Here is a 15,151-nt window from a genome sequence, read left to right on the forward strand (position 1 = left end):
CAGACATGGCGCTTTCCCCGGAAGTAGAATTTGAAGATATCGAAGATGACAGTGACGTTATCGAGACCTCAAAAACATACAAAATTGATTTCGAGTCTGGTCGTATAACAAATGAAATGATAACGGGGCTTGATGCCATTGAACAAATGATCTATATAGCCCTTCGAACAGAACGCTATGCTTATCCGATCTATAGTCATGATATCGGGAATGAGCTGCAGGAGGTTCTTTCTGACAATGAAACAACTGACGCCTATAAAGAAATGGAGATCCCGCGGCTGATCGAGGAGACTTTGATTTTCGACGAAAGAATCATGGCCGTAAAAGATTTTGAGATCGAGAAAGTAGAAGACACCTTTCATGTGTCGTTTACGGTTGAAACAGATGAAGGGGTCTTGGAGATCGAGGAGGTGATCGGCGAAGATGTTTGAAGGTCAGACGTTTGATGAGATTATGGAGCGCATGCTTAATCGTGTTCCTGCCGATATTGATAAACGGGAAAACAGTGTCATTTGGAACGCACTGGCACCGGCGGCCGCTGAACTTGCACAATCCTACATCTGGCTGGATACCGTTTTAGAATTGGTCTTCGCCGACACCGCACAAGGTGAATTTTTAGACAGGCGGGCCGCTGAAGCCGGTTTGGAAAGGCAGCCGGCAACAAAAGCGATTAGAGCCGGAACATTCACGAAAGGCGTTCACATACCGGTCGGTTCTCGCTTCTTTGTTGATAATTTATATTTTCAATATACGAAGGATGGAAATTTAGAATGTGAGACGGCTGGAGAAGCCGGGAATGCCAATTTAGATGGCCGTTCTCTGCTTTCACTCGATACGATTCCCGGACTCGAGTCAGCTGTCATGGGGAAACTCTTGGTTCCAGGCAAGGAAGAAGAAACCGATGAAGAATTGTATGCGCGGTATTCCGTTCGGGTCCGAAGGGAAGCCGTAAGCGCAAATAAGATGCATTATAAGCAATGGGCTGAAGAGATAGACGGTGTTGGTCGAGCTAAAATCTTTCCTCTTTGGGACGGAGACGGAACGGTTAAAATCGTCATTACAAATGCCAAGATGGAACCTGCATCGGATACCTTGGTCGATAAGGTAAAAGACTACATCGATCCGGATCCCGGCAAAGGGGAAGGACAGGCCCCAATAGGGGCGACGGTCACCGTAGAAAGTGCGGTATATAAAACGATTGATATTGAAGTCACAGTCGTTCCCGAACCCGATTACTCAATCGAGGATGTCCAAAAAGAAATCGAAGAAAAAGCGCAAAGCTTTTTCAAAGAAATTGCATTTACTGAAAGCATTGTCCGGCTTTCAAAAATCAATAACATTGTGTTTAATGCGGATTCCGTCAGTGATTATTCTGACGTGAAAATTAATGGGGATACGAAGAACTTAGAGCTGAAGGATGAAGAGATTCCGAAGCTTGGGGCGGTGACGATCCTTGAGCAAGATTGAAGAAATGGAAAACTATTTGCCACCGTTTCTCACAAAAATAAGAGAAATGAGTGAGATTCTGCAGGCGGAAGCTCCGGAATTTGAGCAGCAGAACAATGATATTTTTGATCTGACAGATCAGCTGTTTATTACCACCGCAACATGGGGCCTTGATCGATGGGAGGCCCTTTTAAACGTGGCCAAAGAACCTGGAGATTCAATGAAAATCAGGCGCTTAAAGCTGATTTCTAAAACATCTAATATTCCGCCGGCTACTTATCAGGCGATCGAACAAGCTTTGAATCGATTTTTGAAGAATCCTTCGTCTCGAGTCCGGCTGCTTCCGAAGGAGTACCGGTTTAATGTAGATATCGACATTGACGACCTGCAGAATTTGAAAGAGCTCATTGAAACACTGGAAAACATGAAGCCAGCCCATCTCGCCTATACGTTTCGGCCTGGCTTTAATGAGCAACTGAAGATCAAGAATACGTTCATCATGAATCATCGGAGATATCGAAAGATAAAGGAACTCCGGGTCGGTTACTCCGTTACACTCGATAATAATGAGGTGGTTTTAACATGATCACAAAAGATTACAGGGCACGGGTGGCAGCCGATTTGAAGAGTCGGATCAAAAAGGTTTTGTTGAACGGGAAAGAAACCGAGATTGCTGATATCTCTATCAGCGGCACAACGGTTACTGTGCTGACGAAACGTGAGGAAGGTGTCAACCATATAGAAAGCGTCCAGATCATCGACGATCAAGGCAATATTATCACGGAACGAAGCCCTGATCTGGATGTGAGCACCAACCGAACACTCGATTTTCGATTTACACTTGAGGTGGTGGAATAATTGGCATATACAGCAAAAATGGACTGGCTCCCGGATGACCCTGTCAACGAAGATGACGTTAATCGTTGGGAAAAAGGAATTAAAGATGCGCATTCAAATCTGGCATCCCATAAAAATGACCTGAATAACCCGCATGGCACGACAAAGGCCCAAATTGGGTTAGGAGAAGTCGATAATGTCCAGCAGGCATCAAAAGTTGAATTTAATCATCATACTGAAAATAAAACGATTCATATTACAGCAGAAGAAAGAACAGAATGGAATGCCAAGGAAACGCCGGCTGCCGCGCAAGAAAAAGCAAATCGTGCCGAAGAGAATGCGAAGACATATGCAGATCAGACGTTCACAAATGAAAAATTAACTGTTTTGCCGGCTTCAGAAGCTATACGAGATGCACGAACAGCAGGGGATGAATACCCTATCGGCATTACTTTTATGGATATCGGTCAGGAAAATAAAACCGGTTACCCGCTTGATTACGGGTTTGTGAAAAATGAAAATTATTCAACCTATCGATTCACTCAGTATTTTTATGGAACCGGTAATGGATACAAAAACATGGGTGTTTGGGTGCGGCATTGGTATGTCTCATATGGCTGGACATCCTGGGTTAAAACTTCAGGTTTCTTGTATGCTAGAGCCACCATAAATGTCAAACAAAAATTAGATAAAGGGACATATAACAAAATAAAATTCAACAGTAAGATTACTGACAGCCATAATGCTTTTAATACAAGCAACAATCGATTTGTGGCCCCAAATGACGGCATGTTTTTGGTGGAATCCGGTTTGTATATGGAAAATGTTCAAACCTATTCAAATTTCGAACTGACAATATATTTGAATGGCAAACAATATAAAAATATTGCCCATTATAGGCATAAACCTGAGTCCCCAACGACTTCGAAAGAATTTGGAGTGGGTGTTTATGGATCTGGAAGGGTTCCGATGAAAAAGGGTGATTACCTTGAAATGTATATGTATGTTGGGTACGACGATGTGACAAGGCATATTTCTGATCGAAATGAAGCCTATAATTATTTTGAAATTTTTGAGACAGGTGGCATAAATCCATCACTTTTTTAGGGGGAGGTTTTCTTGATTTTGTATGATGCGATTATATGGGCTTATCCTGATGCTATACCAAATAAAGATTTTGTGCTAAGAAATGATGGGGATGGCCCATATATTGAACAATGGAATTTAAGAGCACCGATTCCAACCAAAGAAGAATTGGAGATGTGGTGGAAAGAGTCGCAAAAAGGTCAGTCCTTTGATTCAGTTTAATAACCATGAGAAGCCGCATGCGGGGCTTTTTTATTTTGCCTTTTAGGGGGTGATCTATGGAGGCGTTCTTCATCCATTCGATTAGCCAGATCAAGAAAAATATACAGAAATAGGGGAGGATGAACATTGGCTAAATATAATTTTTTGTTTCCATTAGATGCCGATTCAAGACCAGGAGCTGTCAAACCATTTCGTGAGGGTGAAAATGATTTTGTTGTCCCTAACATGAATGTCAGCGGCGGTGCCGAACTACTTACCAATCTGCCACTGAAAGCCACAGAGGTTTATAATCAGTATGGTCAGGACCGGCTGGGAGATGTACTCATTTCTAAGGTTAGAGGGTATGCTTTTGCTGATAAGGCCGGGTCTTTATATGTTGAAGAAAGCGACGACGGGAATTCCTGGTCCACAGTAAAATCACTTGATGTATCAGAAAATGCATTAGGTGATACAGGTTGGGTTTATTTATCCAAAAGGTACTATCGTTTCCGCTATGTGAATGGCAACCTGGAACAGTCTGACTTTGCCCTTTATCAATCACTTGGATCCGGGGAACAGGATGTCCGTGTTTCAGGAGGATTAGAGACCCCCTCATTAGAGATTCCGGCTGACGGTCTTCCAATTAAAGCACTTAAAACAAATATTTCAGAGAGCTTTTTAGAAGAGGAAATGATCGCAGCAGGCGACTCCATTTATCTAAACATTGACGCAGTCGGTCACCAGCTTGGTCTTGCGGTTTATCTTTATGAAAAAACGAATCTGAGCATTCGGATGACCTACATCATCCCAGGGACAAGCAACTATACATTGAAGGAATATGAAGATGTCATCGTGTTAGAAAATAATGACCGAGACGTTCAGAAGGTTGATTTATTATCTGCTTCCCCTCGGATTATGCTGACAAATAACGGAGAAAAAGATGTAAAAATCAAAAACCTTGTGGTTACTCATTTCTTGTAAAGAGATCACACCGTAAAAAACGGTGCTTTTATTTTGCCTCAGGGGAGGTGAAACCGATGTGAGAACAGGAGGATTATGGGAAATGTCACAAACAAACGAATGCGATGTATTTCAGAAGGAGATCACAGAGATCAAGGCTGATCAAAAAACGCTTGAGAAGCGTGTCAGCACCCTTGAAAGAACATCTGAACGCCACGATCAGCAGATCATTTCAATTAACGAAAAGCTCAACAAAATTGAAGAAAACACAACATGGATTAAGCGCAGCATCACGGGCGCAATCATTACAGCGGTCAGCACCGGCATCATCGGAGGCGCGATCGCTGTTTTTTATAACCTACTTCAAAAATAAGGAGGAAAACATATAATGAAAAACCAAGACAAAGGCACGGTCGTCCGGACGGTGCTTCTTTTTATTGCATTGGTAAACCAAACGATGATCATGTTTGGGAAGACAGCTCTGCCAATCAGCGAGGACCAGGTCAACACGTTGGCGGATGCTCTATACTTAGCCGGCTCCACGGCGTTTACAATTATCACATCGGTTGTTGCTTGGTGGAAACACAACTATGTCACAAGTAAAGGAAAACAACAAAAAGAAGTTCTGAAACAAAAAGGATTAACGAAATGAGGTTGCCGGCTGGCAGCCTTTTATTTATTAAAAGGAGGATCTCTTATGGGAATCAGAGGTATTGACGTATCACACTGGCAAGGGAATATCAATTGGAAGAAGGTTGTAGCGGATGGGATCAAATTTGCCTTTATTAAGGCGACAGAAGGAACAACTCTAAAGGACGAGAAATTTGAAACGAATGTTTCAGGTTCGAACGCCGAGGGGATTAAAACGGGAGCTTACCACTTTGCACGATTCGGTTCCAAGTCAGAAGCATTGGCAGAAGCCGAGTTTTTTCTGTCGGTTGTCAAAAAAGTCAATCTCTCTTATCCGCTTGTACTTGATCTTGAAGTGAATCAGAGGAATGTCAGCAAATCGGTTTTGACGGATGCAGCAGTTGCTTTCTTACGCGAGATTGAAAAATCTGGTTACTTTGCCATGATATACAGCGGTAAGTCTTTCCTTGAGAATTGCCTTGACGAATCCAAGTTGAAGCCATTTGCATTATGGGTTGCCCGTTATAACGACAAACTTGGCCGGGATGCAGATATCTGGCAGTATTCTTCTAGCGGAAAGGTATCAGGCATTTCTGGTAATGTCGATATGAATGTTTGTTATCGAGATGATTTGCGCGCAACAGCATCTTCGAAAACTAAAAAAACAACATCATCCAAACCTGGTTCAAATAAAAAGTCAGAGAAATCCACTACGACTTATACTGTCAAAAAAGGAGACACACTTTCTGAAATTGCACAGAAATACAAAACGACCGTTCAAGCTCTGAAGAGCTTGAACAACATAAAAGACCCTAATAAGATTTATGTTGGCCAGAAATTAAAGATCAGCGGGAGTGCTTCAAAAACGTCGAACAAAAAGCAGTATTACACAATAAAATCTGGTGACACCTTATCTAGAATCTCCAAGAGGTTTAACACGTCAATTAAGACACTGCAGGCTTGGAATGGTATTAAGAATGCGAATAAGATCTATGCTGGGCAAAAGATTCGTGTGAAATAAAAAACAGGCAACATAGGTGGGACTTTAGTTTGACATACGTTTGCCACCTATATGTGAAGAGAAGTAATAGGAATTATAGAAAATGATTGGGAAAAATATTTCCATATTTTCTATTAAGTATTATAATTTATTTAGTTCTCCATTGTTTCCATCTCCCTTTGTCGAAATTTGTCGAACGAAAACTGGCTTATGGCATCTAAAAATTTATGCAAATTGGTATCAATTGATACCGTTTTTGTATATACTTTGTATATAAAATAACCTTTACAATTTATTACACCCACTGGAGGAATGTCTCTGCATCATCAAAACAGCAAATCCTTTCTAAGGGAAGCTAAACGACTCATCTCCAGCGGGAAATATGACTATATACCACGTACTTACGATCATCCAACGGGGAGAGAAGTTAAATGGATAGAAGCCTTATTAGATATAGGGTTGACCAATCCAAAACAAATATGGCAAGAAATTTTAACTTTAAAACCTTGCCATTACTTTTCAGGACCACTAACGGATCATGCAAGGCCAAACGAAGGTAAAGTCATTTGGATCTTCAAGAAAGATATAAATAAAGTTACTGTTTATATCAAATTGAGGATTCGTAAAAAAGGAGACTGTGTCTGTTTATCTTTTCATAAGGATTGGTAAATATAATATACAGAACTACATGATTTGAAAACGGGGGAAATAACAATGGAGGACACTTTGGTAATGACCAAAAAACAATTTTGCGATGCCTGTCAGTGTGATGTTAATACTGTGATTGTTGAGCGTCCTGCCACGTACACTTTTAAAGGAGAATCTTTTGAAATAAACGAACGTGTTCTGCAATGTTCAACTTGCAAGGAAGATTTATATAACGAAATACTTGATGCAGAAACAATGGAGACTTTAACAAGGCAATATACTGAAAGAATGGGACTTCCTTTAGAAGAGATTAAATCAATTAGAAAGCAATATGGGCTTTCAATGGAATTATTTTCTCGAATTTTGGGATGGAGTAAGGCCACCATTGCGAGGTATGAATCCGGTAGATATATTCCAGATTCATCTCATTTAAATATCTTAAAACAATTAAGGGATAGCCCAGGAGTTATTGATGAGTTTTATAAACAAAGAATGCACAAATTTAATGAAAAAGAACAAAAAAAGATAAAAGAGAAGTTGAATTTTGCTGATCAAAATGAGGTTGAAAAAAATTTAATTGAAACTATTCATTTGAATTTTAAAATTCATGAAAAAACAATTGAAACAGGTTACGGTTCGTTTAATTTTGATAAGTTAATCAATTTAGTTCTATACTTTGCTGAACAAGGTGTTCAAAAAACAAAACTAATGAAGTTGTTGTTTTATTCAGACTACCTAAATTTTAAACATAATCTCCTTTCAATTACTGGCCTTCCGTATGTTCGTTTTAAATTTGGCCCAGTTCCAAAAGATTATGAATTACTATTATCAACTTTAGAAAAAAGTGACTTAATTAAGATTAATTATGAGTACCACGGTGATTATGAAGTCAATTTGATAAAAGCAACGAAACCTTTCAATAAAGAATTATTTGATGATGATGAATATGAAGTAATTCAAAGGATTAATGAATTCTTTAAAGAATATGGCTCTAAGGCAATAAGCGAATTCTCTCATAAAGAAGGAGCTTGGAAACAAACTGAGGATAAAGAAATTATCTCCTATGAACATGCGGAGAACTTGTTAATTGATTAAGGGAGAGTAATAACAACTCTCCCTATTAAAACTTTAATCCTGCCCATGAACCAACCTTTGTTTTAGCTCCCCAGGTTTTTCTCCAAACAAATCTTGGTGGAAAACCTTGTATAGTCCTGTGTTGCATTTCTAATTCTACCCAGAGAGTTTTATTCTCAACATATGCAGAGAATACATATCTGGTTACTTCCGGGGTTATAGGCCATATAGCACGTATGCCTGTGTTGGTAGCGCTTAGTGTATAGGTTCCGCCTGTATTTAATCCAGCTATTTTAGGCTTTACTTCAATGGCGCATTCGTAAATTATATATTCCAAATCAAGAACTCTAATACCAACGGTGCCAGAGTCTAACCTTTGACCTTTGCCACCTGTTACAAGACAATCCTGTCTACCACTGGTTTTCTGTAAACTGCTTACTTTATCGGGTATGATTGAATTTTTAGGTATCATGTAATTCTGTGGTATATAGTTTATACTTAGGGATGGTGAAAAACCTAACGGGTAATAGTATAGAGGTTGAAATTGCGAGTATCTATAAACGTTATAAGTAGGTGTGAGAGCAGGATTCGGATAGAATTGGGAAGAAATTCTTCCTTCGTAAATAGGCCGATTGTTCTCATTGTATTTGATCATAAAAAACAACTCCTAATTAGAAAATATATCCAAATTGGATTCGGGTTAGTTATATTCAATTTATGAATTAAATGTTCCTCATATAATAAAAAAACAAGCGAATAAAACAAAAGTGCATTGACTAGAAGTTGGCATAATTAAAACCTTTGTAAATCCCTTAACTAATTAAGGGGTTTTTTCTTTCGGATTCAATAAAAAACAAAAGGGGATTTTTAAATGCATGTATTTCGAAGAAGGGCTTATTTCATTTCCAACCTACAACATCCTCAAATTTAATGTAGTTGGTGTCCCCTTTTGAATCCACAATATGAAAAACCTTACGCAACTGATTTATTTAATGAATTTTTTCTATATAAGTGATCTCTCCGATATTGCACTATTCAAAAAAGGCAGCGGCTTAAATACGGTAAACTGTTGAATTTAGCTCCATCGCTTCACACATGACTCTTTCCATGTCTTCAAATTAGGCGAGGTCGAAAACCGGCCTTTTCACTCTATTGTGATTACTCTCCAATTCGGGGAGCATGCTGACATGTTCCGGCAGCATCATTATCTTTGATTAAAAAAGTTTTTGCCAACAATTCGCCAACAATTCAATTCATCAGGGTGTATTTAAAGTAAAGCATAAAAAAACAAACCCTTGATATAAAAGGGTTTGTTGGTATGATTCCGACTGGGCTCGAACCAGCGACCTCTACCCTGTCAAGGTAGCGCTCTCCCAGCTGAGCTACGGAATCATGGTATGTAACACTGGGTATTTGTCTTACTGACAAGTTCTATTATATGTGGGTTTAATCAATTCGTCAACTGTTTTTTGATTTTTTTGTTCATCCTCTTAAAAAGCTTAAAATCGTAAGCAAACGGCTGGAACTTTTTCAGCCAGCCGGATTTCCGTAAATGATAATGAAAATAACAAGATACAGCAAGCACCAGAGGGGGAGACGATGTTCATCTTTCCAAATGATTGACACGCTTAGCATGCTCTGTTTGGCTATTTTTTTGTTATCAAACTGGTTTGCGAAATCAATGATCAAAAGCGGTTTTCATTCATTTTCATGTTCCTTGTGACGTTGCCAAGTCTATAAATATGTTTTGCGGTTTTGCTTTCTAAGAAAACAGGGCATCCATTCGCGAAAGCAGACGTTTCCTAAATCGGGTCGAAGCAACAGGTCTAAAAAGAATTTTTTTCCTTTTTATCGTTCGTATGATATCTTTATACATAGAGTCTGGAAAACATACAATTTCCGAGGGGATCAATTGTGAGTTTTGGAAGTTGACAAGAAGGTGTCAGCTTTGATGATTGGATGAAAAACAATGCGGAAAAGGATGGATTAAACATGGCAGACAGCCCGTCTACGGTCAAAGGGTTAATTTTTCAAACGCATATCTACAGGTTAAAGGAATTAATGGCAAAAATGCTGGATGGAACAATTTCAAAAGAAGAGCGCCGGGAATTGGTGAGACTTCATGAAGATTGCACCGACATGATGGCCCATCTGTTTGCAGATACAAATTATTCGCTTGAGGGGAAAGAATTGATTCCGGAAGATCAAGCCAGAAAAATAAACGCGCTTTTAAAAAAGCTGTATGACAAGAATGTAAAAGGGTTGTTAGATGAGTAAAAAGAGTCGAAGCCAAGCTCTAAAGATGGTTTTATTTTTGAAAAGAGGGCATAGAGATGAAATCTGAAAAAGAAAAAATGCTGCAAGGAGAGCTTTATCATGCAGCTGATCCAATTCTGGTCAAAGATAGGCAGAACGCCCGCAGAATTACGAACCAGTTCAATCAGCATGCAGAACTGGATGAACATAGAAAGGCGGAGCTGATCAAAGAGCTGTTCGGGTCAACAGGAAGCACGATTCACATCGAACCGTCATTCCGCTGTGATTACGGCTATAACATCCATGTCGGTGAACATTTCTTTGCCAACTTTGACTGTGTATTTCTCGATGTTTGTGAAATCAGAATCGGTGATCACTGTTTAATGGGGCCTGGTGTTCACATCTATACAGCCATGCATCCGCTTGACCCGACTGAAAGAATGAGCGGTGCGGAGTCGGGAAGTCCGGTAGTCATCGGCCATCGCGTATGGATCGGCGGCAGGGCCGTGATCAATCCGGGTGTTACAATCGGTGACAATACCGTTATTGCTTCCGGTGCGGTCGTGACAAAGGATGTGCCGAATGATGCTGTTGTTGGCGGGAATCCGGCAAGAATCATCAAGAAGATTGACGTTTCATAAGGTTTACGGTCAAAACACCGATGAACTCTTCATTGGTGTTTTATGCTGTGCAAGTGATCGGCTTCACTTGTTACAGAGGCAGCAGATCAAACGAAATGATCAGGAGGATCCATCATGACTCAATATTTCGTTAAAAAAGGCATACAATCAAGTTTTGAAAGCGATTCAATTCCTGAATTGCTTTATATCAGCAAAGTTGACGGCACCCACACAAAAATGCCCCGAACGATGCATATGCATCATGATTTGATGGGAATCATTTATATAAAAGAGGGAAGCGGCAGCCACATCATTGGCGACCGGCATTATCATACAAAAAAAGGTGATATTTTAATATATAACAAAGGTGTCCTTCACGATGAGTTTGCCGTTCCGGATACGAATATGAGCACTTTTTGCTGCGGAATCACAAATGTGAAGCTTCCCGGGCTGCCGAGAAATCATCTGATCCCAAAAGACCATTCATATGTGTTGCATAGCAGGGAATATGCTGCACATATAGAGTCATTGCTGGAGATGATGTACTGGCAAATTTCCGAGGAAAAGTCCGGGGCCGAGGAAATTTGCAGCTACCTGCTTCGTACGCTGATCACACTCATTATGCAAATTCCCCAGGAAAATGAAGGTTTATTAAAAACAGAAGATTCGCAATTGGCAAACGCCATCAAAACTTACATTGATGAGCATTACCTCGAAGACATTACACTGCGTCTCCTTTCTGAACAATTTCATGTCAGTTCTTATTATCTGGTTCATGTATTCAAAAATTCGACCGGTTTTTCTCCTATTCAATATATGATCCGGCGCCGAATCGGAGAGGCGCAGTCACTGCTGATCAACACAAGTGATCATATCACAAAAATTGCCGGGATGGTCGGTTATGATAATGCCAGTTATTTTGCGACCCTTTTTTCTAAAATCGTCGGGGTTTCTCCAAAAAAATACCGTCAGCTATGGAGAAAAAAAGAAAGCTAGTCTATTTTTTCTTCAAAACAAGATAGTGAAAGTTTTATGGAATGAAAAAGAAAAAACGGCTGAAATTCAACAAGATTATGAAAGCGCTTTATCACCTCTGAAACTATAATAAAGCATATAGGTGTTGGAGGTGATGAAGCTGTTTTACTTAGCAGGAGCTCCTTGCTGCTGGGGTGTTGATGATCCAACGAACCCCTATAACCCTCCATGGGAAAAAGTGCTGCAGGAAGCATCACAAGCGGGATACGATGGAATCGAATTAGGGCCGTACGGATATATACCGATGGATATCGGGAGAGTGCAGAGAGTGCTTGCCAAACATCATTTGACGATCATCGCGGGTACGATCTTTGACGATCTCGTGTCAGAGTCTAATCTGGAAAAGTTATTGGATCAGGCTGATGAGATCTGTTCCTTTATCACCCAACTGCCCAAACCCCGCTTGAAAGGGAAACGATATTCGCCGCCTTTTTTGGTATTGATTGACTGGGGGCATCGTGAAAGGGATTACCAAGCCGGGCACCCGGATCGGGGGAAAAGGCTGTCCGCACAGGATTGGGACAATATGATGAAACATATTCGGGCCCTTTCAGAACGAGCGTGGAACAAGTATGGTGTAAGACCGGTCATCCATCCGCACGCCGGCGGCTATATCGAATTTGCCGATGAGATCAAGAAGCTGATGGACGACATTCCTTATGAAACAGCAGGACTTTGCCTTGATACGGGACACTTATATTATTCAAAAATGGACCCCGTAAACTGGCTCGGGAAGTTCTTAGACCGATTGGATTACATCCATTTTAAAGACATTGACATCGATGTTTATCAAGAAGTGATGAGGGAGCGCATTCGGTTTTTTGATGCCTGTGCCAAAGGTGTCATGTGCCCGATCGGACAGGGGGTCATTGACTATAAATCGATTTATCGATTATTAAAAGAGTTCGATTACCACGGGTATATCACCATTGAACAGGAGCGCGACCCGAGAAACGCGGATGCGAGTCTGTGCGATGTCAAACAAAGCGTTGACTATTTAAAACGCGCCGGATTCTAAATTTGTTTTAAAAAAGGGGAAATCAAACGATGATAAATGGGGAAAAAAATCTTGAAAAACCGATACGCTGGGCGATGGTCGGCGGCGGACGCGGAAGCCAAATCGGCTACATTCACCGCTCGGCCGCCCTGCGCGATCATCATTTTCAATTGGTTGCCGGATCATTTGACATTGATCCGGACCGGGGGAGAGACTTCGGTGTGAATTTGCACGTTGATCCGAAGCGGTGCTATCCAAATGATCAAACCATGTTTCATGAAGAAGGGAAGCGTGAAGACGGCATTCAAGCTGTGTCCATTGCAACACCCAACAGCACCCATTATGAAATCACAAAAGCGGCTTTAAATGCCGGATTACATGTCATCTGTGAAAAGCCTCTTTGCTTTACGACGCAAGAAGCTATGGAACTGGAAAAACTGGCGAAGGAAAAAGAACGAGTCGTCGGCATTACATATGGCTATTCAGGACACCAGATGATTGAACAGGCGCGCCGAATGATTGAAAATGGCGATTTAGGCGATATTCGCATTGTCAACATGCAATTTGCCCACGGATTCCATTCCGCTCCTGTAGAAAACGATAACGCCAGTACGAAATGGCGGGTGGATCCGAAAGTGGCCGGCCCCAGCTATGTGCTGGGAGATTTAGGAACGCATCCGTTGTTTTTGTCTGAGGTGATGCTTCCAAACTTTAAAATTAAAAAACTGATGTGTTCCCGCCAAAGCTTTGTGAAGAGCCGCTCACCGCTGGAGGACAATGCTTTTACAATCATGGAATATGAAAACGGCGCCATGGCGATGATCTGGTGTTCTTGTGTGAATGCTGGAAGCATGCACGGACAAAAAATTCGCGTCATCGGTTCTAAAGCAAGCATCGAATGGTGGGATGAACATCCTAACCAGCTGAGGTATGAAGTGCAGGGGAGACCGGCGATGACTTTAGACCGGGGGATGGATTACTTGTACTCAGAGGCGCTTCGAGACGACCGGATAGCAGCAGGTCATTCAGAGGGATTGTTTGAATCGTGGTCCAATCTGTATGCCCGCTTTGCAAAGGCCATGGAGAAAGCGGACCGCCGAGAAGCTTTCAACGATGTTTGGTACCCGGGAATTGAGGCGGGAGTTGAAGGCGTTCGCTGGGTGGAGAACTGTGTGCGGTCAGCAGACCAGGGGGCAGTCTGGGTTGACTATCAATAAATGCTTTTTCCGAACCTGGAGAATAGGATCCCTATTGAACCCGATGAAGCCATCGGGTTCAATTTTCGTTAATCTTTAACTTTTAATGGATTATCCTCTAAAGATAAACGCCATCATGAAGGTGTCGACAATCATGATCGAAAACAAGAGACAAAAATAAACGAGCGAATATTGAAACATGCTTTTGGACCACTTGATATCGTTCTCCGCTTTGAACCCCTGGCAGCTTTTATAAATCCAGATAAAGCCGAGGATTAGAGCGGATATAAAATAAAGCGGGCTCAGGCGGTCAAGGCCGACGTAGAAATACAATAAAAGCGTGACAGGCACAAGCAGAATGATGTATCTGATCATGCTCACTTTTGTCATATGGTTGCCTTTGACGACCGGAAGAAGCGGCACTCCCGCTGCTCGGTATTCTTCCTTGCGGGTAATGCCGATCGCCCAAAAGTGCGGAGGCTGCCATAAAAACATAATGGCATATAAAATAAGCGCTGTCATGTCAACATGTCCCACAGCGGCGCAATATCCCATTAAAGGCGGTGCCGCTCCGGGAAAACTGCCGACAAATGTGCTCCATACCGATGACCTTTTAAACCAGACCGTATAGATCACCGCGTACAAAATAAAGGCGGTGAATCCGAGAAGAGCGGTCAATACATTGAGCGTACATAACAATGTGAGTCCTGCGACCCCCAGCAGGGTGCCGTATGCCAGGATCGAGCGCGGGGACAATCTGCCGGCTGCAGATGCACGACTTTTCGTGCGCTCCATTTTGGCATCGATATGCCTGTCAAAGTAATTGTTATACACGGTCCCGGCCGCCATGACAAGCGCCGTTCCCGCCATCGCCGAAAGCATGGCCATAAAAAACGCGCCTCCGGCTAACGCTTTTTCTGAACTGATACATGCGATCCAAAATCCGCCGAATGCGGCGATGGAATTGGAAATGATGATTCCGGGTTTGACCAGGCTGATATAGTTTTTCAGTGAAATCATGCCGTCCTCCTGTTTTTCAAATCGTGCCTGAGAAAACGTTGCCAATCAAGTCTTTCTATACCCAACAGTTCGACATCAATCATCATTTCCCTGCTGAATCTTTAGTGATCTGAGAGCAATGAAGAAGCAGCCAGCCATTGGGGCA

Annotated in this window: 19 protein-coding genes, 1 tRNA gene and 1 pseudogene; 17 read left to right on the forward strand and 4 right to left on the reverse strand. The window is 41.6% G+C overall.

Going from position 1 to position 15,151, the window contains the following annotated elements; all coding sequences use genetic code 11:
• Positions 1 to 5: 5 nt before the first annotated feature.
• The 12 genes from M654_RS08790 (at position 6) to M654_RS08845 (ending at position 7,903) form a co-directional block, all read left to right on the forward strand.
• Positions 6 to 431, forward strand: coding sequence for a DUF2634 domain-containing protein (locus M654_RS08790; protein ID WP_026586546.1), 426 nt, complete (start codon positions 6 to 8; stop codon positions 429 to 431).
• Entirely contained in the window at positions 424 to 1,467 is a 1,044-nt protein-coding gene (locus M654_RS08795) for a baseplate J/gp47 family protein (protein WP_026586547.1), read from the forward strand. The genes M654_RS08790 and M654_RS08795 overlap by 8 nt, the downstream gene beginning before the upstream one ends.
• Positions 1,454 to 2,032 carry a putative phage tail protein gene (locus tag M654_RS08800; RefSeq protein ID WP_026586548.1) on the forward strand — a complete coding sequence of 193 codons (579 nt, stop codon included), beginning with the start codon at positions 1,454 to 1,456 and terminating at the stop codon, positions 2,030 to 2,032. Before M654_RS08795 ends, M654_RS08800 begins: the two co-directional genes overlap by 14 nt.
• Complete coding sequence (locus M654_RS08805) at positions 2,029 to 2,304, forward strand: hypothetical protein (protein WP_026586549.1); 276 nt, start codon at positions 2,029 to 2,031, stop codon at positions 2,302 to 2,304. Before M654_RS08800 ends, M654_RS08805 begins: the two co-directional genes overlap by 4 nt.
• Complete coding sequence (locus tag M654_RS08810; RefSeq protein WP_026586550.1) at positions 2,305 to 3,390, forward strand: hypothetical protein; 1,086 nt, start codon at positions 2,305 to 2,307, stop codon at positions 3,388 to 3,390.
• A 12-nt stretch (positions 3,391 to 3,402) separates the two neighbouring features.
• Positions 3,403 to 3,591, forward strand: coding sequence for an XkdW family protein (locus M654_RS08815; protein ID WP_051290354.1), 189 nt, complete (start codon positions 3,403 to 3,405; stop codon positions 3,589 to 3,591).
• A 126-nt stretch (positions 3,592 to 3,717) separates the two neighbouring features.
• Positions 3,718 to 4,551, forward strand: coding sequence for a hypothetical protein (locus M654_RS08820; RefSeq protein ID WP_026586551.1), 834 nt, complete (start codon positions 3,718 to 3,720; stop codon positions 4,549 to 4,551).
• A gap of 82 nt (positions 4,552 to 4,633) precedes the next feature.
• Positions 4,634 to 4,903: a hemolysin XhlA family protein gene (locus tag M654_RS08825; protein ID WP_026586552.1), complete on the forward strand. Its 270-nt coding sequence runs from the start codon at positions 4,634 to 4,636 to the stop codon at positions 4,901 to 4,903.
• Between the two features lie 15 nt (positions 4,904 to 4,918).
• Positions 4,919 to 5,182, forward strand: a complete 264-nt coding sequence (locus M654_RS08830) for a phage holin (protein WP_026586553.1) — start codon at positions 4,919 to 4,921, stop codon at positions 5,180 to 5,182.
• Positions 5,183 to 5,227: 45 nt separating this feature from the next.
• On the forward strand, positions 5,228 to 6,181 hold the full coding sequence (locus M654_RS08835; protein ID WP_026586554.1) for a glycoside hydrolase family 25 protein: 954 nt from the start codon (positions 5,228 to 5,230) through the stop codon (positions 6,179 to 6,181).
• 291 nt (positions 6,182 to 6,472) lie between these two features.
• A complete protein-coding gene (locus tag M654_RS08840) occupies positions 6,473 to 6,829 on the forward strand; it encodes a type II toxin-antitoxin system MqsR family toxin (RefSeq protein ID WP_026586555.1) in 357 nt (118 codons plus the stop codon).
• Between the two features lie 45 nt (positions 6,830 to 6,874).
• On the forward strand, positions 6,875 to 7,903 hold the full coding sequence (locus tag M654_RS08845) for a type II TA system antitoxin MqsA family protein (RefSeq protein WP_026586556.1): 1,029 nt from the start codon (positions 6,875 to 6,877) through the stop codon (positions 7,901 to 7,903).
• A gap of 25 nt (positions 7,904 to 7,928) precedes the next feature.
• Here the strand turns inward: M654_RS08845 and M654_RS08850 are convergent, their stop codons facing one another.
• The 3 genes and pseudogenes from M654_RS08850 to M654_RS08855 form a co-directional block, all read right to left on the reverse strand.
• Entirely contained in the window at positions 7,929 to 8,537 is a 609-nt protein-coding gene (locus M654_RS08850; RefSeq protein WP_051290355.1) for a hypothetical protein, read from the reverse strand.
• Positions 8,538 to 8,781: 244 nt separating this feature from the next.
• A pseudogene (locus M654_RS23860) lies at positions 8,782 to 9,087 on the reverse strand (YolD-like family protein).
• Positions 9,088 to 9,201: 114 nt separating this feature from the next.
• Positions 9,202 to 9,274 (reverse strand) — tRNA-Val (locus tag M654_RS08855).
• Positions 9,275 to 9,874: 600 nt separating this feature from the next.
• Between M654_RS08855 and M654_RS08860 the strand changes: the two genes are divergently transcribed.
• The 5 genes from M654_RS08860 (at position 9,875) to M654_RS08880 (ending at position 14,007) form a co-directional block, all read left to right on the forward strand.
• Positions 9,875 to 10,159 (forward strand): hypothetical protein, encoded by a 285-nt coding sequence (locus M654_RS08860; RefSeq protein WP_026586558.1) that lies wholly within the window; start codon positions 9,875 to 9,877, stop codon positions 10,157 to 10,159.
• Between the two features lie 56 nt (positions 10,160 to 10,215).
• The gene (locus M654_RS08865; protein ID WP_026586559.1) at positions 10,216 to 10,779 is read left to right on the forward strand and encodes a sugar O-acetyltransferase; all 564 of its coding nucleotides are present in this window, start codon (positions 10,216 to 10,218) and stop codon (positions 10,777 to 10,779) included.
• 114 nt (positions 10,780 to 10,893) lie between these two features.
• Entirely contained in the window at positions 10,894 to 11,754 is an 861-nt protein-coding gene (locus M654_RS08870) for a helix-turn-helix domain-containing protein (protein ID WP_026586560.1), read from the forward strand.
• A gap of 133 nt (positions 11,755 to 11,887) precedes the next feature.
• Positions 11,888 to 12,811, forward strand: a complete 924-nt coding sequence (locus tag M654_RS08875) for a sugar phosphate isomerase/epimerase family protein (protein ID WP_035428011.1) — start codon at positions 11,888 to 11,890, stop codon at positions 12,809 to 12,811.
• A gap of 29 nt (positions 12,812 to 12,840) precedes the next feature.
• A complete protein-coding gene (locus M654_RS08880) occupies positions 12,841 to 14,007 on the forward strand; it encodes a Gfo/Idh/MocA family protein (protein WP_026586562.1) in 1,167 nt (388 codons plus the stop codon).
• 90 nt (positions 14,008 to 14,097) lie between these two features.
• On the opposite strand, the gene cyoE is transcribed toward M654_RS08880, so the two are convergent.
• Positions 14,098 to 15,006: a heme o synthase gene (gene cyoE, locus M654_RS08885; RefSeq protein WP_077737017.1), complete on the reverse strand. Its 909-nt coding sequence runs from the start codon at positions 15,004 to 15,006 to the stop codon at positions 14,098 to 14,100.
• Positions 15,007 to 15,151: the final 145 nt, after the last annotated feature.

The sequence above is a fragment of the Bacillus sp. NSP9.1 genome, assembly GCF_000465465.2.
GTDB lineage: Bacteria > Bacillota > Bacilli > Bacillales > Bacillaceae > Bacillus > Bacillus sonorensis_A.